Source organism: Lysinibacillus sp. BSL11 (assembly GCF_052928325.1).
Window position 1 is genome coordinate 36850 of the sequence record NZ_JAVGCX010000022.1, and the last position, 22759, is coordinate 59608.

General features: G+C 36.5%; 24 protein-coding genes and 1 pseudogene. 4 read left to right on the forward strand and 21 right to left on the reverse strand.

Annotation, left to right across the window (positions count from 1 at the left end):
* Window positions 1–31 precede the first annotated feature (31 nt).
* Complete coding sequence (locus RCJ95_RS21260) at window positions 32–2188, reverse strand: ATP-dependent helicase (protein ID WP_446722750.1); 2157 nt, start codon at window positions 2186–2188, stop codon at window positions 32–34.
* A 178-nt stretch (window positions 2189–2366) separates the two neighbouring features.
* On the reverse strand, window positions 2367–2816 hold the full coding sequence (locus tag RCJ95_RS21265) for a GNAT family N-acetyltransferase (protein WP_446722751.1): 450 nt from the start codon (window positions 2814–2816) through the stop codon (window positions 2367–2369).
* Between the two features lie 385 nt (window positions 2817–3201).
* On the opposite strand from RCJ95_RS21265, the gene RCJ95_RS21270 reads away from it, so the two are divergent.
* Window positions 3202–3351 (forward strand): hypothetical protein, encoded by a 150-nt coding sequence (locus tag RCJ95_RS21270; protein WP_016992948.1) that lies wholly within the window; start codon window positions 3202–3204, stop codon window positions 3349–3351.
* Window positions 3352–3448: 97 nt separating this feature from the next.
* On the opposite strand, the gene RCJ95_RS21275 is transcribed toward RCJ95_RS21270, so the two are convergent.
* The 4 genes from RCJ95_RS21275 to RCJ95_RS21290 form a co-directional block, all read right to left on the reverse strand.
* On the reverse strand, window positions 3449–4267 hold the full coding sequence (locus RCJ95_RS21275; protein WP_221683317.1) for an SPL family radical SAM protein: 819 nt from the start codon (window positions 4265–4267) through the stop codon (window positions 3449–3451).
* A 30-nt stretch (window positions 4268–4297) separates the two neighbouring features.
* On the reverse strand, window positions 4298–4831 hold the full coding sequence (adaB, locus tag RCJ95_RS21280; RefSeq protein WP_221683343.1) for a methylated-DNA--[protein]-cysteine S-methyltransferase: 534 nt from the start codon (window positions 4829–4831) through the stop codon (window positions 4298–4300).
* Complete coding sequence (locus RCJ95_RS21285) at window positions 4815–5435, reverse strand: bifunctional transcriptional activator/DNA repair enzyme AdaA (protein ID WP_221683318.1); 621 nt, start codon at window positions 5433–5435, stop codon at window positions 4815–4817. The genes adaB and RCJ95_RS21285 overlap by 17 nt, the downstream gene beginning before the upstream one ends.
* A gap of 85 nt (window positions 5436–5520) precedes the next feature.
* On the reverse strand, window positions 5521–6234 hold the full coding sequence (locus tag RCJ95_RS21290; RefSeq protein WP_257522221.1) for a 2OG-Fe(II) oxygenase: 714 nt from the start codon (window positions 6232–6234) through the stop codon (window positions 5521–5523).
* A gap of 162 nt (window positions 6235–6396) precedes the next feature.
* Here RCJ95_RS21290 and RCJ95_RS21295 point away from each other — a divergent pair, with 162 nt between their 5' ends.
* Window positions 6397–7308: a DNA glycosylase gene (locus RCJ95_RS21295; RefSeq protein ID WP_257522222.1), complete on the forward strand. Its 912-nt coding sequence runs from the start codon at window positions 6397–6399 to the stop codon at window positions 7306–7308.
* Between the two features lie 125 nt (window positions 7309–7433).
* On the opposite strand, the gene RCJ95_RS21300 is transcribed toward RCJ95_RS21295, so the two are convergent.
* Window positions 7434–8315 carry a LysR family transcriptional regulator gene (locus tag RCJ95_RS21300; protein ID WP_446722752.1) on the reverse strand — a complete coding sequence of 294 codons (882 nt, stop codon included), beginning with the start codon at window positions 8313–8315 and terminating at the stop codon, window positions 7434–7436.
* Window positions 8316–8441: 126 nt separating this feature from the next.
* Here RCJ95_RS21300 and RCJ95_RS21305 point away from each other — a divergent pair, with 126 nt between their 5' ends.
* Entirely contained in the window at window positions 8442–9341 is a 900-nt protein-coding gene (locus tag RCJ95_RS21305) for a PhzF family phenazine biosynthesis protein (RefSeq protein WP_446722753.1), read from the forward strand.
* Window positions 9342–9788: 447 nt separating this feature from the next.
* On the opposite strand, the pseudogene RCJ95_RS21310 reads toward RCJ95_RS21305, so the two are convergent.
* The 7 genes and pseudogenes from RCJ95_RS21310 to RCJ95_RS21340 all read right to left on the reverse strand — a co-directional run.
* A pseudogene (locus RCJ95_RS21310) lies at window positions 9789–10273 on the reverse strand (Type 1 glutamine amidotransferase-like domain-containing protein); the annotation flags it as partial.
* A gap of 256 nt (window positions 10274–10529) precedes the next feature.
* Window positions 10530–11816 (reverse strand): ATP-binding protein, encoded by a 1287-nt coding sequence (locus RCJ95_RS21315; RefSeq protein WP_274769012.1) that lies wholly within the window; start codon window positions 11814–11816, stop codon window positions 10530–10532.
* The gene (locus RCJ95_RS21320; RefSeq protein WP_312130673.1) at window positions 11809–12720 is read right to left on the reverse strand and encodes a tetratricopeptide repeat protein; all 912 of its coding nucleotides are present in this window, start codon (window positions 12718–12720) and stop codon (window positions 11809–11811) included. The genes RCJ95_RS21315 and RCJ95_RS21320 overlap by 8 nt, the downstream gene beginning before the upstream one ends.
* 19 nt (window positions 12721–12739) lie before the next feature.
* Window positions 12740–13192: a hypothetical protein gene (locus RCJ95_RS21325; RefSeq protein WP_274769016.1), complete on the reverse strand. Its 453-nt coding sequence runs from the start codon at window positions 13190–13192 to the stop codon at window positions 12740–12742.
* Window positions 13193–13229: 37 nt separating this feature from the next.
* Window positions 13230–14108: a tetratricopeptide repeat protein gene (locus RCJ95_RS21330; RefSeq protein WP_274769017.1), complete on the reverse strand. Its 879-nt coding sequence runs from the start codon at window positions 14106–14108 to the stop codon at window positions 13230–13232.
* A gap of 17 nt (window positions 14109–14125) precedes the next feature.
* Window positions 14126–14560 carry a hypothetical protein gene (locus RCJ95_RS21335; RefSeq protein WP_274769019.1) on the reverse strand — a complete coding sequence of 145 codons (435 nt, stop codon included), beginning with the start codon at window positions 14558–14560 and terminating at the stop codon, window positions 14126–14128.
* A 591-nt stretch (window positions 14561–15151) separates the two neighbouring features.
* Window positions 15152–16036, reverse strand: coding sequence for a LysR family transcriptional regulator (locus tag RCJ95_RS21340; RefSeq protein WP_446722754.1), 885 nt, complete (start codon window positions 16034–16036; stop codon window positions 15152–15154).
* 104 nt (window positions 16037–16140) lie between these two features.
* Here RCJ95_RS21340 and RCJ95_RS21345 point away from each other — a divergent pair, with 104 nt between their 5' ends.
* The gene (locus tag RCJ95_RS21345) at window positions 16141–16908 is read left to right on the forward strand and encodes a sulfite exporter TauE/SafE family protein (RefSeq protein WP_274769023.1); all 768 of its coding nucleotides are present in this window, start codon (window positions 16141–16143) and stop codon (window positions 16906–16908) included.
* 125 nt (window positions 16909–17033) lie between these two features.
* Here RCJ95_RS21345 and RCJ95_RS21350 read toward each other — a convergent pair whose 3' ends face one another.
* From RCJ95_RS21350 to pdxR, 7 genes are all read right to left on the reverse strand, one after another.
* A complete protein-coding gene (locus tag RCJ95_RS21350; protein WP_274769025.1) occupies window positions 17034–17786 on the reverse strand; it encodes an SDR family NAD(P)-dependent oxidoreductase in 753 nt (250 codons plus the stop codon).
* Window positions 17787–17858: 72 nt separating this feature from the next.
* Complete coding sequence (locus RCJ95_RS21355) at window positions 17859–18155, reverse strand: 3-isopropylmalate dehydrogenase (RefSeq protein ID WP_221683326.1); 297 nt, start codon at window positions 18153–18155, stop codon at window positions 17859–17861.
* Between the two features lie 56 nt (window positions 18156–18211).
* Window positions 18212–18727, reverse strand: coding sequence for a hypothetical protein (locus RCJ95_RS21360; RefSeq protein WP_312130682.1), 516 nt, complete (start codon window positions 18725–18727; stop codon window positions 18212–18214).
* Window positions 18728–18894: 167 nt separating this feature from the next.
* Window positions 18895–20151 (reverse strand): DUF4179 domain-containing protein, encoded by a 1257-nt coding sequence (locus RCJ95_RS21365; RefSeq protein WP_274769030.1) that lies wholly within the window; start codon window positions 20149–20151, stop codon window positions 18895–18897.
* Window positions 20148–20648 (reverse strand): sigma-70 family RNA polymerase sigma factor, encoded by a 501-nt coding sequence (locus RCJ95_RS21370; RefSeq protein WP_257522229.1) that lies wholly within the window; start codon window positions 20646–20648, stop codon window positions 20148–20150. Before RCJ95_RS21370 ends, RCJ95_RS21365 begins: the two co-directional genes overlap by 4 nt.
* Window positions 20649–20817: 169 nt before the next feature.
* Entirely contained in the window at window positions 20818–21180 is a 363-nt protein-coding gene (locus RCJ95_RS21375; RefSeq protein WP_257522230.1) for a hypothetical protein, read from the reverse strand.
* Window positions 21181–21221: 41 nt separating this feature from the next.
* Complete coding sequence (gene pdxR / locus RCJ95_RS21380) at window positions 21222–22661, reverse strand: MocR-like pyridoxine biosynthesis transcription factor PdxR (protein ID WP_313150227.1); 1440 nt, start codon at window positions 22659–22661, stop codon at window positions 21222–21224.
* Window positions 22662–22759 lie beyond the last annotated feature (98 nt).

The following is a 22759-nucleotide window of genomic DNA, read 5'->3' on the forward strand; positions in this document are numbered from 1 at the left end:
GCGTATTCGAAAAAATCTCGAATACGCTGCATTAATCTTCCACCGCTTCTAAATAGCCTTGCTGTAAACATGTATCCGTCATAAACTGCTTTATCCCTACATCAAAGGACAATTTGATCGTGCTACTTGTGACATCCAAAATTTCGCCTTCTCCAAACATCACATGCCTCACCTTTGAGCCCACGATTAACGCTGACTCCGTTGTAATTGTCCGATCATTACGGTATTGCTTCAATGCTTTCCTCGGACTTTTCGACGCTTTCTTTGGTAATTCCTGAGGTGGGACGATTTGCTTTAACGCCTTCATGAATATTGATGGCACCACACTTGCTTTAAAACGCTTGCTGTACGAAATTAATTCCAAATGGCGAATTGCACGGGTGATACCGACATAAAAGAGCCTTGTTTCTTCCTCTATTGCTTCTTCCGTCTCACTAGGTAAAACCCCATCAATTAAGTCAATCAAATACACACGGTCAAATTCCAAGCCTTTTGAACTGTGTAAGGTTGTTAATGTAATGGCATTCATTTCATTTTTCAGATGAGATGTACGTGCTAAATTTTCAAGGTACTTCAAACGACCTGCAAATTCGGTCATCGTCGACGTATGGCGAGCAATTAGCCCAAGTACATCCACAATATCTAGTAAATTTTCATAATTAAAACCGAGGTCCTCGCTCATTTTCTTTAAGGTACGCTCATAACCAAAGTCATAACGGATATGCTCTAGCATGACTGTTGGTGTTGTTTGATCAAATTGAATGCTATCATACGTTTGGCGAATTCGCTTAATATATTCAGGCTGATATTCCTTTAACTCCACATGCTCTAACAATAGTGTGAATACACAGCCATCCTCCTGTACTTTCTGCAGTGCCTTTAATTGCGTTGGTGTAATATAAGCATTCATTTTTCTGTAAACTTTTTCAAATATCGAGATATTTTTTGTATTGTATGCTAGACGCATGAAGTTCATAATATCCTCCACGACCCAATGCGTAAAAAAGCGAATGGTTGAATCTTTCATATAGAAAGGTAAGCCCGCTCTGTCTAACTCGTCCATAAGTGGAATGGCTGACGTATTATTTCGATATAAAACAGCCGTTGAGCCAGGCTTAGACAAGTTTTTTAACTGATTCACTACATATTTGGCCTGTAAGCTGTAATTCTCAAGGATTTTAAATGAGATTGGCTCTGCTGCAGGATTTTGCGTAAACATTTGTTTGTTATATCGTTTTTTATTTCGCTGAATGAAAAGATTGGCTGGCGCTACAATCGAGGCAGATGAACGATAATTTTGTGTCATTAGTAAAACACGTGCCTCCGGATAAATCTTTTGGAAATTCAACAAATAATCTGGCTCTGCACCGCGCCAGCTATAAATGGCCTGATCCTCATCGGCAACGACGCATAAATTTTGATGGACAGAGACAAGCTTCTCGATGATCGCATGTTGAACAGGCGATGTATCCTGACTTTCATCCGTTAAATAAAAATCGTATCGACGTTGATATTGCGCCAACACCTCTCGATTTTTCGTAAAAATATCATTCGCCATTAACAGCATATCGTCAAAATCAATGAGCAATCGGTCACTAGCTGTGGACTTATATTCTTCATAATGCTGTAAAATCTCGACTTTTCTTGGCACCTTTACTTCTGCCATTGCCCATTCCTGTTCTGGCAGCATTTTATTTTTGATGAACGTTATGTACGTCAGTAGCTCGTCTAACTGATCTTCCGTAATTTTGGAGCCATTTAATTGTTCAAAAATCTCACGAAGCACTTGTTTTTTTGACATAACACCAGGCTTGTCCGCTTCTTCTATAATCCCATACGAAATGCCCTGACGTTCAAGTGTCTCCCGCACCACTTGAAATGCTAAACTATGAATCGTCGAGAAATCAACTGGTGGCAAATGCGGAAAAAACTTTGCAAAACGTGCCTTCATATCATTCGCTGATGCCTTACTAAACGTAACAGCCTTGATGCGAGCAGGCTTAACACCAAGCGCCTCGATCATATAGCCAATACGCATAATAATGGTCGTCGTTTTTCCTGAACCAGGAGATGCCAATAGTAGCAACGGTCCATTCGTTTGCAATACGGCCTGCTTCTGCACATCATTTAAATAAACGCCAAGTGAACGCTCCTTTTCCTCAAAAAATGCTTTTTGCGCTCCATTCATATCAATTACTCCGTTCTAAAAAATCTATATTCTATTATACCAGATGATACTGATTAACCTCCTAAGATCATTAAAAGAGATTGTTTGCCTCTTCATCATTTTTAAATCTTTTCAAAAACAAAAAAGCGTATATACAAAATCTGTACAACGCTTTTTAGTAACTCGTTAGTTATATCTTTTATTTGGCTATCCATTCATACTGAATATCAGCTAAATTTTCTTCATTTTCATGACCTATACCTATAATTTTAAATCCTTGTTTTTCATAAAATCGTTGAGCATTTTCATTGACCTCAAATGTGTATAAAGTTAATCGCCCATTTGCTTGAGCTTTTACTTTATCTAGTAATGTATGCCCTATGCCCATCCCTTGATAGTCAACATGAATATATAGTTGGCTTATTTCCTCTTCGTTATAGGCAATCATTCCAACTACGTTTTCATCCATTAACGCTAAATCGATGTGAAACTGTTTAGCTAATAGCTGATTTAAGAAATATACATGACTTTCAAAGGTATGAATTTCTTTCTGACCAATCGCCTTTTCCTTACTATCTCGCCACATAGCAACTGTTTGTTCAGCGTATTGGGGGTTATATTGCGTAATAATTATTTTGTGTTGGTCCACTACGATGCCTCCTTAAGTGCTATTCGTTGTTTGCGAATTACCATTCTACACAACTTCGGATACCGTTTAATTGGTTATTGAAAAATATAGGACATTCCTGTATGCATCAATTTATATAGGACGGATTAATCTTGGATATATGTAGAAAATCCTTTTGTGCATATAGGTTTTACTATCCCCAAAGTCATTCACATCGACTACAATAATTATTTTCTCGACTTGTCAATGTCGTAATTCAAATCTACCCCTAGTTTGAACCGTATACCACTTTTCCAGTTATAGGTACTTCTTCATAAAGTAAAGCACATTACTTGAAGAATTAATTGTAAGTTCTACGGATAAAAAAACATCTTCCACTCACACTAATGCTGGAGGTGAGATGAAAATGGGAAATAATAAACATAAAAATAATAAAACGCAAGACAACAAAAAACAGCAGAATCAAAATCAAAATGCTAACAATGAACGTAAAAACAGAGAAGAGTTTGCTGAAGAAGTAGATTTCAGTCAAATTCAAAATGAAAACAAACGTTAATAATATTATCATGTGAAAAAACCCTAATACTCACTTCAGTAAAGAAGGGTATTGGGGCTATTTTTATAATACATCTTTTGCACTTTACTCACTATTTTTACGGCTCAAACCCAGTCTGGCTTATATAAACATGATCTTCTGGAAAGATTTCAATAAATCGGTTATATACTTTTTTTATTACATCTGGTCCATACCATTCTTCTAAACCAAGTTGGTCATATTTTTTCCCAATCTCCAGTTTTCTTGTGCGTTTTCCACCACTGCCATCTCCCATGAAGTAGTCATCTATACATATTCGATCGACGAGTTGCTTCAATTTCAAAGGAAAATATTCTCCACTTGGTAAAATGGGAGCGATAGCAACTTGGGTCGGTATGTCCGCAGCTGCTAATTTTTCCAATGTCTTAAAACGCGCCTGGATTGGAGGTGCCATTGGCGTAAAATGTTTACGTATCGTTTCCGAATCTGTCTCAATTGTCATACTTACCCGCACTTTATCTTTAAATTGTCGCAGTAAATCAATATCTCGACTGACAAGTGGACTTCTCGTCTGTACAAATAAAAAGTCAGGGAGATCCTCTAGCATAATTTCTAGTAAAGATCGCGTCACTTTTTCCTTATGCTCTATTGGCTGATACGGGTCTGTACTTGAAGACATAAAAATGGTTACTGGCCCTTTGGCTTTGGCACGATGAAGCTCCTTTTTTAATACATTCGCTGCACCGTTTTTAACATCTACCCAACTTCCCCATTCCCCTTCTCGAAAAAGAGATACAGGCATTTGACGTACATAGCAATAGGAACATCCAAATGAACAGCCTGTATAAGGATTGAGTGAATGCGTATAGCCAGAAAGAAAGCCAGTCCCTTTATTCAGAATGGTTTTTGGATTTTTATAAAGGATTTCACATTTCATACGGAACCCCCATTCCATGTACGGTAAGTATTACGCATTGCTAGACGAACCTCGCTTTTCAAGGTCCAAAAGCAATTTTTTCATTGCTAATCCGCCCCGATAGCCTGTTAAAGAGCCATTCTTTCCTGTTACACGATGGCACGGTACAGTAAGTAACACTGGATTAGCCCCAATAGCCGCTCCCACAGCACGAACAGCTGCTGGTTTATTTATAGCATGGGCAATGTCTGAATAGGATTTCGTCTGCCCATAAGGAATTTCACAAAGTGCTTGCCAGACTGCTAGTTGAAATGGCGTACCTTTGTACTCCAATGGGACAGTAAAGGTTTTCCTCTTTCCTGCTAGATATTGAATGATTTCATTGACATAGGGTTCAAGCTTTTCCTCATCTTCAACAAGAGGACTTTCTGGAAAGCGTTTCTTCGCCCATTCAACCATTTCCTCGAATGGTTTGTTCTGTGAACCTACAAACACAAGGCCCTTGGAGGTAGCAGCAATATAAAAATGCCAATCCTCAAACTTGAGTAAAGACCAATAAAGGGTTGGTTTATTGTTTGTTTCCATCATTTATTTCCTCCATTTTTCTCATTTGACGAAATTGCGCTGGGGTCTGACCTGTTTTCTTTTTAAATAAAGTAATAAAATAGGGCGCATTCGCCATACCCACACATATGGCAATATCGCCTATTGCTTTATTCGTCTGCATCAAATACTTTTTAGCCGCGTGTACGCGAACTTGTTGTATATACTCAACGGGCGTCATGCCTTTAATCTTTTTAAATGTTCGATGCATATGATAGGGACTCCCATGACAAATCATTGCTAGTGATTCTAGTGTTAATTTTTCAGTGAAGTTTTGATCAATGTATGCTGTGATAACATCAACCCACTCGCTATCAGGCAAATTTTCATTAGTAGGCTTGCAACGTTTACAAGGGCGAAAATTTGCGCGGAGTGCTTGTTCTGCGGTTGCAAAAATACATACATTCTCTTTTTTCGGAACGCGAGACTTACAGGATGGTTTACAGAATATCCCTGTTGACTTGACAGCATAAAAAAATTGATTGTTGTACGCTGTATCATTCGTGATAATAGCTTGCCACTTTTCATCTGTCATCATTTCTACATTATTTAAAATTTTATTTTCATCATTCATAGGCTCATGCATTTATCTCACCTCTCCTTACAATATACTCCCTAAAAATTCACCATGTACAATTCTGGATATGGAATAGCAAGATATTGAAGTTTTTTTATTTAGAATCGTGAAAAATGATGCCAAGACCGTATCGTTCTCCAGCAGTAATCGTACTTACTCCATGACGAACTGTATGTTTATAATATCCCCTTTTACCTTGAGCAGGTCTATGGTTCGTAGGAAAGATCAGCGCACTGCCACGATCTAACGTAATGACATGTCCCCTACTCTGAGCACGTGGAATTTGTTCCACTAGGAGTGATTCTCCACCAAAAAAGTCTTGTTCGCGTTGATTTAATACAAATACTACTTGAAACGGGAAGAAGATATCGCCATATAAATCTTGATGCAAACAATTAAAGCCACCTGTTTCATACTTTAAGAGTAAAGGTGTCGGTCTAGTTTGTTCATTTTCTTCACAGGTGTTCAAAAAATCTTGAAGCTGAGCTGGAAACTGTGCTGTTTTCTTTAAATAACCTAACCATCGATTGGCTGTTTTGGCCAATTCTTGATAAAAGGATTCTCTTAAACTTTGGATAATTTCAGGCAATGGATAGGAAAAATATTTGTATTCCCCCTCCCCAAAGCGATACCTCGTCATATTAATGGTCGTTCTATATGGCTCTTCCGTACCATACAACCCTATTAAGAATTCACATTCCTCTTTTGTTAAGATCGCTGGAAGCTTTGCAAATCCTTGCTTATCTAGTTCCTGTTGAATGGAATCCCAAGCTAGGCTTTCGACACGTGTTTGAATATCTTGGACCATCTTTATTCCCTCCTTAGCCTTCTTAATAACTAACACTATAACCTCATCAATAGAAAAAAATAAGGAGTTTAGAATGTAATAGCAAGATAACAAAATGAGTAAAGCTACTTTTATGCTAAAGTAAACTAACAAACTGTGTATGTTGAAAAGGAGAATAAAAAAGTGATATGGCATGACGTTGATGATGTGATGATCATTACCTTACCAGAAAATTTTGATATGAATGCGAATCTAGGCTATTTAACAAGAGAAAAAAATGAATGCATGTATGAAATAGAGAACGATATCATCATAAAAGTGATAGCCATTGGAGAAATGCAGTCTTTAGTACAGATAAGCGTAATTGATAATCAACAAATGGTTGTTCAATTCCTAAATGATTCTAGACCTATTGAGAAGTGGGAGCGGCAAGAAATTGTAACATATATTCAAGAATGGTTTGATCTTGATAACGATTTAACGCCATTTTATGAAATGGCAAATACAGATCCATTACTTAAAATACCTGCGCAAAAATACTCTGGATTACGAGTTATCGGCATTCCCGATTTATTTGAAGCATTATGCTGGGGCGTTTTAGGGCAACAAATTAACCTAGCCTTTGCCTACACTTTAAAGAGACAATTTGTAGAAAGCTTTGGCGATTCTATCGAATGGAATGGTAAAAAGTATTGGATATTCCCTCCGTACGAACGAATTGCACAGTTAACACCTACTGACCTAGCAGCTATTAAAATGACAGTTAAAAAAAGTGAATATATTATTGGCATTGCAAGACTAATGGCAAACGGAGATTTATCGAAGGAACAATTAAAGAAAATGGATTTTAAAGAGGCAGAAAAAAGCTTAATCAAAATACGAGGAATCGGACCTTGGACAGCCAACTACGTGCTAATGCGCTGCCTAAGGTTTCAGACAGCTTTTCCAATCGATGATGTGGGTCTGATTAATTCAATAAAATCATTACGTAATATGAACCGAAAGCCTACGAAAGAGGAAATCTTAGAGCTATCAGAACCATGGAAAAACTGGGAATCCTACGCTACCTTCTATTTATGGCGTGTTCTTTACTAAATATCATCGCCCTGATGTGAGCATGTCTTGAAAAATGAATCAAAACATGCTCTTATGTAGGTACATATTATTCTTCTACAAAAGCACAATAATGCTGAACAATCATAATGGACATAGAACTCTTATTATAGCTGTAATTCTTTAATGCAATTTATGGTTGTTTTTATAAACTCGTTGACAGCGGGAAGGGGCTGCTTCTTTGAGCGAGTAATGATGCTTATTTCTCGGTAAGGTTCGGGTAAGAGAGGTTTTACAATGGTACCTTCTAAATTATAGGGTAAAGCTAGTTCTGGTATGATTGTAATGCCTAATCCCTCACGTACCATTGCAATGATTGTTTGATTTTCTTCCACATTAAACTGTATGTTTGGGGATACCTCATGTTTCTGTAAAAACTTCTTAACACTTACTTCACATCCTAGCTGGGGCATAATAAAAGCCTCCCCTTGAAGATCTTCCGCTTTTATTTGTTCATTTATGGCAAGTTGATGATGAATCGGTACGATTGCTACTAATCGATCTCTTACTATGGTAATAGCCTCCAAATGATCCATAGGGTTACTTAAAGATGTAAAACCTATATCCACTTTCCCCTCTTCTACCCAACGTGTAATTTGGTCATAGCTCCCCTCATAAAAATTGATTTCAATTCCCTTAAACTCTCCTTTAAACCTTGATATGATCGTTGGCAACACTTTTGAGGCGAAACTTGAAAAGCTACCAATATTTATTTTTCCGTTTTGTATTCCTAAAATAGAAGCGGCTTCTTGTTTAATGCTTTCTGCTTCGGATAAGATGTTTCTCATATTGTTGATGATGCGTTCTCCACTATCTGTTAATGAGATGCCATTTCTTCCTCTATTCAAAAGTTTAATGCCGAGTTCTGACTCTAATGAAGCGATATTATGGCTTATGCCCGATTGTGTCATCGCCAATATTTCTCCTGCTTTTGTGAAATTCCCAATATCGACTACTTTGACGAATATTTCTATTTGCAAAAGGTTCACAAGCTAACCTCCGTATAAGATTTAACTTTCCATTCAACTTCCTCATGTTGATGATCAAAAACATGAATTTTACTTATCAATTCTATCATAATACAATAATCTTAGAATGAAGGAGGAGATATAACAATGAAAAAAGTGGTAGAGTTTTTTTATGTTGATGCATTCACCACAGAAACGTTTGGAGGAAATCCAGCTGGCATTATACCTCATGCAGAAAATTTAACAGATGAGGAAATGCTAAACATAGCCAATGAATTAAACCTTTCGGAAACGGCCTTTCTTTTACCATCAACAAATGACAATGCAGATTATCAAATAAAATATTTTACTCCTACAAAAGAAGTTGACTTTTGCGGTCACGCTACGTTAGGTACAGCATGGTTAATGGCTAGTAAGTACAATTGGATTGATAAGGACGAGAAAATAATCTTTGAATCAAAAATTGGACTCATTCCTGTAAAATGGATTACGGAAAACAATCACTTAACGAGCGTGTCCATGACTCAAGTGCGTCCACAAGTAAAAAGTATAGACATTCGCCCTGAAGTCGTTGCGGACCTTGTGGGTTTAGAGGAAACGGACATTGATGATCGATATCCGATAAAAGTAGCGAACACAGGGGTGCCACATCTTATGGTTCCAGTTAAAACACGTCAAGCAATTGATCAAGCAGAACCTAAATTAAATGAGCTTAAAAAGATGAACAATCATTTTAACATATCAACCACTCACCTCTTTACCTTTGACACAAATGAGGAATTTGATATTTATACAAGAGATTTTTGCCCAAATATAGGGATCGATGAAGATCCAGTTACAGGGGCAGCAAACGGTGCATTAGGTGGTTATTTATATCTAGAAAATATACTAGCTCCACAAGAAAAACATCAATTAGTAATTGGGCAAGGACATACGATTAATAGACCTGGGACTCTTTATGTCACGATTACACCTGATGGGGAGAACGCTGTTATTGAAGTAGCAGGAGCAGCAGTTGTTTCAATAGAGGGAAAAATATTTGTATAAAGATCGATTTTACTTATAGCTAAAATACTTATACATGCTATACTTTCTGAATTTTTCGTACTTTAAAGAGGCTGTATATGTCATTATCAATACAATCAAACATAAAATAAATTTCTCTAAATTCTTCACTAAAGGGAAATTTAGAGAAGTTTTATTATGAGGTGGAAACAACAATTTTAAAGTCATAGAAGGTACTTAAAATCATTGCTAATAATGTCAATGCGTTACTATGGTATACGCTCTACAATTTCCGCCTTTGAAGCCCTGGCATGGTTGAACAAAAATTACATTTAATGACAAAAACTAAATCTTGTTGCTTTAAAATAAAGTTTGATCAAAACACGCTCTTCATATTTCCAATTGACTCACTTTTATTAAAAAGTTTATTTGCTCCAGAAGCTTTCCATAAAGAAATAAATTCAGTTAAGCTATAGCCATACTCCACAACTAGAGTGTCTCCTCTAGTTTCTGAATTTTTGAGTGGGAAATTAAATATACATTGCCTAAAATGTCGATTTTGCCTCCCTTTGCACGTACAGCGCAATCTTTATTCGACGCATAAATATTCATTTCTTCCGATAAGGGAGACAGTTCGTCTTGCACCAAGTCTATGTTATTTTCAAGACAAAATGAGACAGGACAGAAAAAGTGTCAAGACCGATTCCGTCATATAAAGAGCTTATTTCAACTTTATAGCCAAAGTTTTTCGAGCATAACCATTTAGAGGACATGTTGATTGCTCCAGCGCTTGCCCTCATCACAACGGCTCTGCTTTTTTTAATCAAATCCAACAATTCATAATCCTTCAAAAACCCATTTTGATTAAGCGTATTTCCACCCAACAAAAAAATGACTGAAGTATTTTGAATTAAGGTTTGGGCATCTTCCTTCTGTACGTGATAATTAATTAAATGATATTCATCGAACATTATTTTACATTTTAAATTAAATTCCTTTTTAAAATGATTAATAATGTTTACCTTATTCGTGAAAATATCTATTAGTTCATAAATTTGTAAAGTAGGATCACTTGATAGTTGATAATCTATTCCATAAGTCCACGATGTAGTATAACTTTCGTGTTTCGTGTTGTGTATAGAGTTCACCTAAGTAAAACTTCTAAACTGTGAATGTCTAAAAGGTTTATTTCATGTTTTGTTATCAATAATTTGAGATAGCCATTTTTACTTATATGTACCGTGCATGAGCTCGAAGATATTTTTCTACGTCATTATACAACCCTGATTGATTTGCGTATTTGACATAATTTTTTGCTGTACGTAGCCAATCTAACGTAGAGGGCTGAAGTTCTTGTAGTGCCATTATTAAATCATTAGTATTGATGGGTCTTTCATTACCTGAAAGTAATATTTCTTCCAGCACATTTTCCGTTGCTAATTCCACTACGTTTGCAATGTCTGCACCCGAGAAAAATCGTGTCTTGGCTGCTAGTACAGTTGTATCAATCTTTTCAACTAATCTTCCCTTTAACTTCAAATTAAAAATTTCTGCTCTTGCTTTTTCATCAGGTGGCGCTACAAAGATGAGTCGATCAAATCTACCAGGTCTTTTTAGAGCGCTATCAACATCCCAAGGTGTATTGGTAGCAGCCATCACCAGAACCTCATCATTGTTTGTATCCACACCTTCCATCTCAGTTAGAAACGTATCGATTATGCCACGAACATGGGAGGACGTTTGTGAACGACTCATGCCAATAGTATCTACTTCATCAAAAAACATAATGCTAGGCTTTTGGAAGCGAGCCTTATCAAATATGGCTTTTAAATTCTGTTCACTTACTCCTATATAAGGGTCTAAGATATCTGTAATATGAACGGGATAAAAATTAGCCTTACATTCTCCCGCTGTCGCTTTAGCGATATAAGTTTTCCCACAGCCAGGTGGTCCATAAAGAAGAACGCCACCACCAACTTTTTTACGGAACTTTGCAAACAATCCCTTGTTATAAAAGGGACTAATAATACGTAAGTTGATCGTTTTCTTTAAATCATCAAGACCAGCCACATCTGCAAAAGTCACTGTTTCATTGATTTTTTTTATAGCCTTTTTAGAAGCATCCCCATCAATCACCCTAAACTTTGGTTCAAGGTTTTTTACTTTCCTATCTTCTATCTGTATGTCAGGAATGTTATCTAAATTATCCAGTTCCACTTCTGCTTCTGTGTCTAGACAATTATCTACGATAGCTAATTCAGCCTTATCTTCATCGTCAATTCCAACAGGGCTAGCATCATTTGAAGAGTGTTGAATTTGTAAACTAGCCTTTGTTAATTCCTGAATGATGTCATTTCGTAGCTCATCGTCCGAGCAAAAAGAAAGACCCAATGAATAAGTTTGAACCGCTTCAAGCCAACGATGATGATCAGCTAGTTCTTTGCCGAGCCACAAATACCCCTGTGAATCATTGGGATTTTGATCTACCATTTGTTGTAACCATTTTATTTTATCCATTTTTGTATCTCCTTATTTTTTTTACTACCCGGACAAGAGGACGTGAAATCCATGTATATAGTCCGAATACAAAGAAGCATTGTATAAATAGAGTTGCTGTACTATTAAACTCTAAAACTATTAATGAAATGTAAATGACAATTCCAATCAGCCAGACAACAGCAGGACCGCCTACACGTTCAACGAGGCGATTAGGTATTAAAAGTGGATGTCCTTCCAATTCAAAATCCTCTAACAGAGAAAATATTTTTTTATCCTCAGGGTTAAGCAAAAAGGCCTGCCTAAAGTATTCTTGTGCTTCCTTTTCTTTATTATGAAAGATTGCATGAGCTCCTAGATTTAATAATTTATATAATTCACTATCATTTGAATTCATATATTGCTCCAATGCTAGGACTCGCTGTTTTTTAGAGCTATTAATCCCCTCTAGAATAAAATGTCTACGTACTACATAATCATTTTCAGGAGCCAGTTCTCTTGCTTTATTAATTAATCGTCTTGCTTTTATTCGATGACCCATTATTTTCATTAGAAGCGCATAATCAGCTAGGACTTCTTCATTGTTTGGATTAGATCGTAATGATTTGAGAAAAACTTCCTCAGCCCTCTTCCAACGCCCTGTTTCCAAATAAATATGTCCAAGTGTATAGTAAACTAATTCTTCACTATAACCTAAACGCAGGGCTTCCTTCAATTCCTCTTCAGATTGATCATATTCTCTCAAAGCCAAATGACTATAACCTAATATAAACCATAATCGACTGTTTTCAATATGATCAGCCAACTGCTCGTGGACAAGTTCAATGGTTTTTGCAAATTTATTTATTTTAACATAGTATTCTATTAATTCAAATGATATCTCTTCGTAATTTTCATTCAATTCAGTGTCTTCATATTTAATCATTCGACTATAAAGCTCCTTTTTAAATTGCTAATAAGAATGCCATGGCGAGATAATCGAAAAACCAAGAAATAATACATGCCAGAATGCCAGGCTTCCATAATAAGGACTCAGTTTGTCCACCAACAGCTAGATGATCTTTATAGGGCTTATTTAAAAAGGCGTAAAAAATAAAATACCCTACCACTGCAATAATTCTTCCAAAAATCTTTATGTGGTTTTCATCAATCGCTAAGATTCCTTGACCAATGACATACACAATCACCAGTTTTCCCGTAATTAATAAACCACTAAGAATTGTTAATATACGGATATATTTTTTTTCAAGTTTTAGCCACTTAGCATTTTGCATACCTAATACTACAATAGCAATAATTCCTCCCACAAAAGCGAAGAAAAATAAATGGCTCACACTATAACTTCGTGTACGATCCTCATTTTCGTTTATTAAACTCGGTTGATAAATATTTTCCATTATCCCTTATTTTCCTCCTTTACAAATTTTGTCTCCCCTATTTAGGACTTTTCCATTTTCTTAAGCCTTTTACAATTGGAATAGATATAAAATAATAGAGTGTTAAAAAGATAGAAAAGCGAAGAAGGTGATTGAGAAAGTACTCGTTGACAAACGTGTCAAGAAGGATACATAGTATAATCCACATCATTAAAACAAAGCCAATTCCGCCTAATCTCTCTACTATACGATTGGGAAGCAAAAGTGGGTGCGTTTTAATTTCCAATGCCTCTAAAGTTGATAAAATTCCTTTATCCTCAGGTTTTATTACAAAGGCTTGGCGATAATATTCTTTAGCTTCCTTAAATCGATTATAAAAGGCAGCACTCCAGCCAAGATGAATTAACTTTGAGAATTTACTATCAGCTGAATTCATATAAAGTGCTAAAGCATAATTGTGCTGCTCCTTTTTTGCAGCCATTGCGGTAAGTAGATAGTGGTGTAAAACGACTGTGCTGTTAGGATCTAATGCTAGAGCTTTTTCTAATAATAAACTGCCTTTTTTTCTATGGCCCGTTATTTTCATCAAAATAGCATATGCTGAATAAATATCCGCATTATTTGGATTATTACGTAATGCTTCCAGAAAAGATTCTTCTGCTTTTTGCCACTTTTCCATTGCCATATAGATGCCGCCTATAAAATAGTAAATTACGCTCTTATCATATCCAAACTGAAATGCTTTATGAAACAGCTCTAAAGCTTCTTTATATTGACCCATGGCATAATGACTGACAGCAAGCTTATACCATAATTCCTTATTTTCCATATCATCAGCAATTCTCTGCTTCACTAAGGGAATAACATTTGTGTATTTTCCAATCGCAAAATAATGTTCAATAAGAGCCATAGGTGTATGTTCTTTTTCACTGTTCATGCACTTGAATTCCTTCCCTAATTAGCTAGGACACCTTCTCTAAGAAAATCATCCATAAAGATGGAAATTAAACAATAGATAATCCCTGTCCAATACAAGGTTTGGGTTTCCCCCACAAATACTAAATGTTCTTTATAAGGCCTTTTTAAAATCACGAAAAAGATAAAATAACTCACTCCAGCCAGCAATCGATTGATTAGCACATCCATTTCTGCGGAAAAAGGAAGGCAAACATAAAAGATTATAGTAGCCGTATGGAGAATTACATTTATTACTATCAGTAGTCTGATGTAATGCTTCTCTAGTTTGAGTGCGTTGGCATTTATGAACCCAACGATCGTAATGGCAAGTAGACCTCCAATAAAGGCAACGATGACTAAATTATGTATGCTAAAGCTTTTTGTCCTTCTTACTTTCTTACCAGTTAAGCTTGGTGTATAAAGTGAATGCAAGTATACATAAGCCTCCTTCTATTTATTACCTATCTCATTGACATTTCGTATTATACATTTATTTATCAATAATGGAAACTATTTCTTCAAATGTATGAACAGTTCATTTATTGAAATGCTTTCTGTTAAAATTACTGTTTTCATCGCGAATGTTAGAAACATCTTCATAATAATAAAATATTCGTGTTTAATTCAAAATGGACGGTCTTCAGTCGGTAGTGAAAGCGCATTCCAAAGGGTGAAATAAGAATATTCAGAATTTTTATTTGATAAATAGTTCATTTTTAAACTTTTTTAGCTTTTGATTCTATGTATTCACGTATTTACTTTCCAATCACTGTTTCCAAAGTTTACTTACTTTTTCTAATAAATCGCTACTTGACTCCCCTCCCTAAATAAATACTCAAAATTAGTTATTAGATCAAAATTTCTCATCTTTTTATTCATTACTACCTCTTAGATTTATTTTCAGCATACAAAGGGGAACATCCAAATTTGATGTTCCCTTTTTGTATCTATGCATTTTTAACATTTTGCCTTTTATAAATCAGCATGCTAAATGCTTTTTCTCCATCTAGTCCATCACTTAGGTTACTTTAATGTATGCAAATGGGTGTTTAAAAACTGAATAAATGGTTGCTCAGCTATATCCGATTTACGTGTACATATAAATAAACTTTGCTGAATAGTTGCCTGCTCAACATACACTTGAGCAAGTTTCCCGTTTGCTATACTTTCAGCCACACTATAGGACGGAGCTAAAGTCATGCCGTACCCTGCTTCCACTACTTTGATGGATTCATGTAGGCCCTGCATTTGAAGTCCTAATTTAGGTAATGGTGCATTAAACGTGTAAAATATGGACTCCAATAAATCGAGTGTCGAGCTACCACGTTCCCGATAAATAAAGTCCTCGTTCGATAATTCAAAGATGGTGACCGTTTGATTTGCGAGAGGATGTGACGGATGGACTATAAACCAAAAAGGGATATCCAATACCTTTTCAAATTGTAAATCTTCATGACCAATTTTACTTTGAACGACAAAACCAAAATCTACTTCATAATTCAGAACTTGCTCCTCCACAGATTGAACATTGCCTAACGATACAAAAAATTCAATTTGAGGATGCGCTAGCTTGTATTTAGCTATGATAGGCGGAAGTATATAATTAATGGGGATGTAAGAGGACGCAATATGTATTTTGTCTTCCTTTGCTAAAAACTTACCAAGCTTCTCATCGATTTGTGCTTCTAAGTAAAATAAACGCATGCCTTGCTCGTATAAAAACTTCCCCTCTGGCGTTAATTGAATTCCACGCCCTTTACCTTCAATCAATTTTGCCCCTATTTCATTCTCTAATTTTCGAATTTGTATGGTAACAGCAGGTTGACTTAGTAGCATACTATTCGCTGCTGCAGTAATTCCCCCAAGCTTGGCTACATTCGTAAAGATCCTCAATGCATGTAAATTCATTCCATTCCAACCTTTCTATCCATAAATAATATTTATGAATAAGCAATAATTATATATTTGTTTTATGTATAGTTTACCAGTAATTTAAGTATTGAGGTGATTGAATGGAAATTTTACTACAGGAATGGTTAACAGTAAAAGGAGTTATTTTATTTACAATTGGTTTACTCGCAGCCATAATAGGCGTTTTATTTGGTGCAGCAGGCTTTATTTTGATGCCTGCATTATTACTCATCGGCATTCCGATTCATACAACGGTTGCTGTTAATAAATTTGCTACAGGTTTATCAGCCCTATCAAATGTTGTTTCGTTTGTCATAAAAGGGCGTCTATCTGTAAAAAAATATTTTTCTTTCATGATTGTTTCTAGTATAGGAGGAGTATTTGGTGCATTATTAGCAATCCTCTTATCGGAACAAATCATGAATGTCGTCGCTTGTATAAGCTTAATTTTCGCATTTCTATTTGTCCTTTGCAGTAGTAAATGGATTGTCAATGATGTAAAAGAAACAGAGGAACAACCTTTGAACAAGCTCATTCCATTTGCAATTTCCATATATGACGGAGGTTTTGGACCAGGTTCAGCACTAATGAATATAACCTATTTCTTGAAAAAACAATACCATTATTTAAAAGCAGTCGAGTTAACAAGAATGCTCTCGTTATCAAGCTGTACAGGTGCTTTTCTCTTTTATTACTTTACTGGCATTGTTAATTGGGAAATTGCTATCCCTGTGTCACTTGGCTCTATTGCTGGCTCTTTCTTAGGTTTAAAGATCATTCATTATATCCAAACAAAATGGATTCAAATTATTTTACCAATCGTTTTTTTGTTCTTAATTGTTCAAGTAGTGTCAGATTTAATAAAATAACCAAACAAATCCTACCTTTTTTGCCCCAAAATTTAAGGACATCTAATGTGGAGCTTGTTTAGAATCCGAAATTTACGACTGTTAGTACATAGACGAGAACAATAATAATTTGCCTATTTTTTTATTTATCTACCGCCACTCACATGTATAATTTCTCCAAGGATGTAATTTGAGGCATCGGCAGAAAGGAAGGCAATTACTTCTGCTATCTCTATAGGCGCTGCAGCTCTTTTAATTGGTACAGCGGAAGCCATCCGTTCAAGCCGATTGTCGCCAGGAGCAAATTTATCGTGAAAGGGTGTCTCTACCATTCCAGGCGCTACCCCGTTCACGATAATTCCATAGTCAATTAATTCTCTGGACATACCAATCGTCATTGTATTGACAGCTCCCTTAGCAGATGCATAATGAATACTTTCCCCTGCTCCACCAATACGTGCAGCTGCAGAAGAGACATTAATAATTTTTCCACATTTCTTCGGAATCATATGTCTTAATACAGCTTGAGAGCATAAGAGCACACTATTGACATTTAGCTTGAATGTTTCTTCCCAGAGCTCTTCACTCATCTCCATAAATGTACTTTGACGGATGCCGCCTCCAGCGTTATTCACTAAAACATCAATTGTGCCGAATGAAGAAATAGCTTGCGCAACCATTGCGTTCACGTCTTCTTTATTCACAATATTCGCTTGAATGGCAATGGCATCTCCACCTTGTTCTTGAATTCGTTGGACAGCTTCGTTGGCACCTTCCACATTTGTATGATAATTGATAATTACTTTAGCCCCGTATTTTGCCACTAGTTCAGCCGTGGCAAAGCCAATCCCAGAGCTAGCACCTGTGATAAGAATAACCTTTCCCGACAAATTATGCATAGCTTCCCACCTAACGTTTTTAATAGTAGTTCGTTCATAAACAACTCAATGCTCACGCACCACGATCGTTAGTCACATGATTCTACTTCTAGTAAATTTTTGAATGATCGTAACTAAAATCGCCAGAATAAATACAATCAAACTATTAATGAGTAGATAGTAGGCAATGTTTAATCCATAGAATAATGCAAAGGGGTCACGTATAATTAAAAGTGCCAATACGCTTCCTAACCCACCAAATACACCTGCCAGTAGTAAAATGATGAAAGCCGCATTATATAGATTTTTCTTTTTTTTGTAGAATACAAACCCAATCACATTTGCACCAACAATCAAAAAGCCTATCAGTATAAAGAAAAAACCTTCCATTCAACGCCCTCTTTTCAAAACGATTTTGTCATGGGATAGCATTCCTTCCTATTGAATTAAAGTGGCCCACCCTCAAAACCAATAGGCCAACCATTTTCTTTAAATTTCACTTTATACTGAAATTCAAAGTGACCCTCATAAATAAAAGCTAAACTAAAGCCTGAAAATATATAACTATCAAAGTTAGCCATATTTCCAAAGCTTATTGTAGATAAATAATAGCTGTTTATTTCTTGATTAGGAAAAAACTTATGTAAATACTCCAATGCGCAGCTTATATGTAAATGGAGTTCATCGAAAATTCTTTCTGCTAATTCGATGATCCCTACCTCAGGATTTTCATTATTTCCTTGGACAATAATCTCCACATCCTCCCATTCCCCAATATTCATCCTGTATAACCACTGTTCCTGAATAAGATACTTCTCTTTATCGTGTACAGGGGGATTAACTATGTTTATTTTTTTGAGATCATCTTTAGTCAACGGTTTTGCAAGATTAAGCTTATTATGCAAAATGTCTTTGATATTAGAGACCATATATTTTGATTTGTTTAATTCTAAAGAGTCCATTTTACACCTCCGTTTAAAGTAAGTTTACCTTAAATTATACCATCATCGCTCTACAACTACCCTACATTGTAAGTTCAAAAAGAAAAAAGAGCTAGCTATGTAACTAATTCCGGAAAATAGCAAAACAGCTATTCAAAAAGGTTCGTCTTTTTGAACAGCTGCTGCATTTATTGCAATGGAATATTTACTTCAATATTTTCCCCAATCGGATGAGGGTAATAGTTTAAATATAGCTTAACTTTTCCATTATATTCTTCAAATTGTGATGTCTCCACTACATACTGCTCGTCTCGTGAAATAGTCAAACTTTTGAATTCTAATGGCGTGCCATCTTCTTTTATGGCGTCAGAGAGCATTAATAATTTGCCTTCATTATTTTTATTCATCTTAACCGCTACACTTTGCTGCACTATTGAAATGTCCCCCTTAAAATAAGTAGGCTTCGTGAGTATCTCTTTTGTGCCAAAATCAACTTCGATAAAATCCTCACCCTTTGGCACAGCTTGAACTGCGCCAATCATAACCGTCAATGACGCTGGATCATCGAAATAATTACTTTGCAAATAGAGTGTAAATTTGCCATCGCGAATATCTCCACCTGTTGAAATGCCATTTCTAATACTATCTCTGCGCTCACCGCTTTCTGTCATGACGGCAACATCATCCAGCGCTAATAGTTGCATTGTATTATCTTTGGCTACCTCAATATCGAGTGCCACTTTTAATGGCGAACGGCGAATTTGTGTAATCGTAAACCTCTGCCCATTGACATCGATCGTACGATTCGCAGTAAAAATTTTCTCCTTTGCGACCTCATTTTTCAGTGAAAACGGTAAAGTAATTTCAATGTTCCCCTTCTCTTCATCATGAAAGTGAAAAACTGCTTTAAAATCCTTTGAAATATAGGCGATAGGCTCTAAAAAATTATATTCCACTGAGGAAGAGATGTATGTTTGATTGCTTGCATTTCTAGTAAACGTACAGCCGCATTCAATCTCCTCATCTCCTTGAAACAATTGAACTTCTTCTAAGTTTAATTTTGAAATATCAAATGAGGCATCAGCGTCATAGAACAGTACAAATCCCGAATTATCGGCAATCACGCCCTGCAATGTAAGGGCTAGACCTTTTCTAGATTGCGTCACATTGATTTCTTCATAGTATTCATGATCTACAATATCTTTTATTCCTTTATCTATTGCAATCGCTGATACAATTGCTTGAAAGCCAGGTATTTTGGCAACTTGGCTAGCAATCGTTGGCGAGACGCGAATTGAAAAGAGAAGGCTTAGGCAAAGCATGGAGATGCATGCAACCGAAACAATGCGCTTCTTTCTTCTTTTTTCTCGTTGAACTTTCCGAAACATGTCCATGCGAACTTGTTGCAGTTTCTCCTTTGGAACGTCAATTAATGATTTACTCATAGCCAGTCCTCCTTTTCTCTAGCAAAGCTTCTAAGCTTCTTTAAAATGTGATGAAGCTTCGATTTTACAGTACCCTCAGGAATTTGATTGAGCTCAGCAATTTCTTTGTTTTTTAGTTGCTGGAAATATTTCATATAGACGAGTTGCTGCTCCGATAAAGATAAATGTTCCAATAATCTCTCCATATCTGAGTAGATGACCCATTCAGATAGGTGGTGTTCCTCAATCTGAACAGTCGGTGGACGTTTTCGTAAATGGTCTTTACAACAATTGATTAAGACGCGTACAAGCCATGTTCTGGCATATTCGTGCTGTTGAACGGTATGCATTTTTTTGAGTGCCTTGTAAACAAGCTCCTGCATCACGTCCATAGCATCTTGCTCATTTTTCATATATGTAAAGGCCATGCGATATAAAATATCCTCATCCATTTCAATCAGTGAAAGTATCGCTTCTTGATCTCCACGTATAGCACGCTTCTCTAATTCAAATTTCATCCTTTTTCGCCTCCTTCTCTCATTAGACTCAACATTGTTGCATTTCGTTCAAAATGTTTTAGAAGTTTTTAGGAAACTGTCATTTCAACACATCTCCCCATTAATAGTAAGAAGCGATTGCTCTAATTGAACAATCGCCTCTTCCTCTTACCCATATGTATTGACAAAATTAAACACCATAATGAATCATCCATTTATCTTGTTTTATTGCTTCAGCTATTTTTTTGATTAATTCTTCAAGTTCTGCAGATTGGTATTCGACATTGGCTTCTCTCACCATATTTAAAAATTGTTTATGAGAGCTCGGTGGTATCAAGGTTATCCCAAAATAGGCGAGACTTTTAAATGGCCTATTTGTGTTGTGTGCAAAAGTTTCGAGTTGATGTATTTTTTTGCCAAAATTCTTTGAAAGCAGTTCATCAAAGAGGTCACCATCTACACCGATGCAATTGTATTTTTCAGGTTCATAAGCAGCATACTCCTTGTCTTTTTCTATACAAGCAATGATCCCAAACTCATGAATGTATGGCAATAGTATCGCAACCTCCAATTCCCTTTATGCCCGGCTAATGATTACGTTTCTTGCAAGAGGATCTTTGCAAGACGAAAAATGCCTTCCTCAATGGCTTGCTCATCCATTTTAGCAAAGCCTAGAACCCATCCTTTTCGATTATTTTCTAAGCAATACTTACTAAGTGGATAAACACGTATCCCATTTTCGAGTGCGAGGTTTGTCATTGCTTCTTCATCAAACGATTCTTCCGCTTCAAGAAGCATATGCAAACCCGTTTCAATGCCACTTAGCTTGAAACGTTCGGCTAGTCCTGTTGCCATGATTGCCTTTGTCATCGCTTCATGTCTACGTCGATAGACATTTCTGGCTCTCCTCATATGACGCATAAAATGACCGTGCTCAATAAAATGAGCAAGCGTTAATTGCTCCATAATGGGAAGATGCCGATAGGTTAATTGTTGTACTTGTGCAAGCTGGCGAATGGCATCTTTTGGGCCGATAACTGCCGATATTCGTATGCCAGGAGCAACCATTTTAGAAAAACTCATCATATATAATGTGTTGTGGGGTTGTTGGCTAAACAAGGTAGGAAGCGGGCCACCTCGATACCTAAACTCACCATCATAATCATCTTCTACAATCCAAAATTGATTTTTCGCAGATTTTTGCAGCAATTGTTGTTTGCGTGGCTCAGACATTATGACACCCACTGCACATTGGTGCGAAGGTGTAACAAAAATAAGCTTGGTTTGTGGATCAATCTGCTCTACTTGTACGCCATACTCATCCACGGGCACAGCGACAACATTCATACGCCTATATTTCATGGTCATCCAGGCTGCAGGAAAGCCAGGATCTTCAACAGAAACCGTTTCTCCTTCCTTTAGAAGGGCTTGGGCAATCAGATCGATGCTATGCTGCGCGCCAGAGGTTAAGATGATTTGGTCAATCTCTACATGTACCCCTCTTTCAAATGTCAGGTAACGTTGAATCTGTTCACGGAGCGGTGTGAAACCGTAGGCATCGCCATAGCCCCAATTGGTCAGATCTGTTTCTGCTGAAGCCTGTAAAAACGATTGTCGCCAAGTTTTTCGGAAATGCTCGTCCAAATACGGCTCATGGGGACAAAAATCGATTGCGACGTTTCCAATTTCTTTGCCTCTAAACCAACTGTTTAATTCATCAACTGCCACGTTTAATAAAGGTAATGTTGGCGTAGATGGTCCTTGAGGAATCACCTCTTCTGCCAAGTTGGTTTTAAATCCCCATTCACTTACTCTTGTTCCTCCACGCCAATTTGTCACGGTATACCCTCGACTAAATAATTCCTCATAAACAATTTGTATAGTTGAGCGTGAAACACCTACTAATAAGGCGAGTTCTCGGGATGGAGGAAGTAACTCCCCTGGTGGCCATTTGCCTGTTGTAATATGATGAATAGCTTGGTCAAGTAACTGTTGCCATATAGGATTTTTATCGTCTCGGTTAACTTGTAACATTCAATTCACCTCCAGTTAGAATAGAGATTGTTAAAATATGCGAAAATTAATAGTTTTGTACAGTCAATAATTATTATACTATCAAATCGATCATTTTA

Bases quoted from the DNA above. Each gene is read 5' to 3' on its own strand.
- RCJ95_RS21260 (WP_446722750.1), bottom strand. From the start codon at position 2,188: ATGAATGGAGCGCAAAAAGCATTTTTTGAGGAAAAGGAGCGTTCACTT.
- RCJ95_RS21270 (WP_016992948.1), top strand. From the start codon at position 3,202: ATGGGAAATAATAAACATAAAAATAATAAAACGCAAGACAACAAAAAA.
- RCJ95_RS21275 (WP_221683317.1), bottom strand. From the start codon at position 4,267: ATGAAATGTGAAATCCTTTATAAAAATCCAAAAACCATTCTGAATAAA.
- adaB (WP_221683343.1), bottom strand. From the start codon at position 4,831: ATGGAAACAAACAATAAACCAACCCTTTATTGGTCTTTACTCAAGTTT.
- RCJ95_RS21285 (WP_221683318.1), bottom strand. From the start codon at position 5,435: ATGCATGAGCCTATGAATGATGAAAATAAAATTTTAAATAATGTAGAA.
- RCJ95_RS21290 (WP_257522221.1), bottom strand. From the start codon at position 6,234: ATGGTCCAAGATATTCAAACACGTGTCGAAAGCCTAGCTTGGGATTCC.
- RCJ95_RS21305 (WP_446722753.1), top strand. From the start codon at position 8,442: ATGAAAAAAGTGGTAGAGTTTTTTTATGTTGATGCATTCACCACAGAA.
- RCJ95_RS21315 (WP_274769012.1), bottom strand. From the start codon at position 11,816: ATGGATAAAATAAAATGGTTACAACAAATGGTAGATCAAAATCCCAAT.
- RCJ95_RS21320 (WP_312130673.1), bottom strand. From the start codon at position 12,720: ATGATTAAATATGAAGACACTGAATTGAATGAAAATTACGAAGAGATA.
- RCJ95_RS21325 (WP_274769016.1), bottom strand. From the start codon at position 13,192: ATGGAAAATATTTATCAACCGAGTTTAATAAACGAAAATGAGGATCGT.
- RCJ95_RS21330 (WP_274769017.1), bottom strand. From the start codon at position 14,108: ATGAACAGTGAAAAAGAACATACACCTATGGCTCTTATTGAACATTAT.
- RCJ95_RS21340 (WP_446722754.1), bottom strand. From the start codon at position 16,036: ATGAATTTACATGCATTGAGGATCTTTACGAATGTAGCCAAGCTTGGG.
- RCJ95_RS21345 (WP_274769023.1), top strand. From the start codon at position 16,141: ATGGAAATTTTACTACAGGAATGGTTAACAGTAAAAGGAGTTATTTTA.
- RCJ95_RS21350 (WP_274769025.1), bottom strand. From the start codon at position 17,786: ATGCATAATTTGTCGGGAAAGGTTATTCTTATCACAGGTGCTAGCTCT.
- RCJ95_RS21355 (WP_221683326.1), bottom strand. From the start codon at position 18,155: ATGGAAGGTTTTTTCTTTATACTGATAGGCTTTTTGATTGTTGGTGCA.
- RCJ95_RS21360 (WP_312130682.1), bottom strand. From the start codon at position 18,727: ATGGACTCTTTAGAATTAAACAAATCAAAATATATGGTCTCTAATATC.
- RCJ95_RS21365 (WP_274769030.1), bottom strand. From the start codon at position 20,151: ATGAGTAAATCATTAATTGACGTTCCAAAGGAGAAACTGCAACAAGTT.
- RCJ95_RS21370 (WP_257522229.1), bottom strand. From the start codon at position 20,648: ATGAAATTTGAATTAGAGAAGCGTGCTATACGTGGAGATCAAGAAGCG.
- pdxR (WP_313150227.1), bottom strand. From the start codon at position 22,661: ATGTTACAAGTTAACCGAGACGATAAAAATCCTATATGGCAACAGTTA.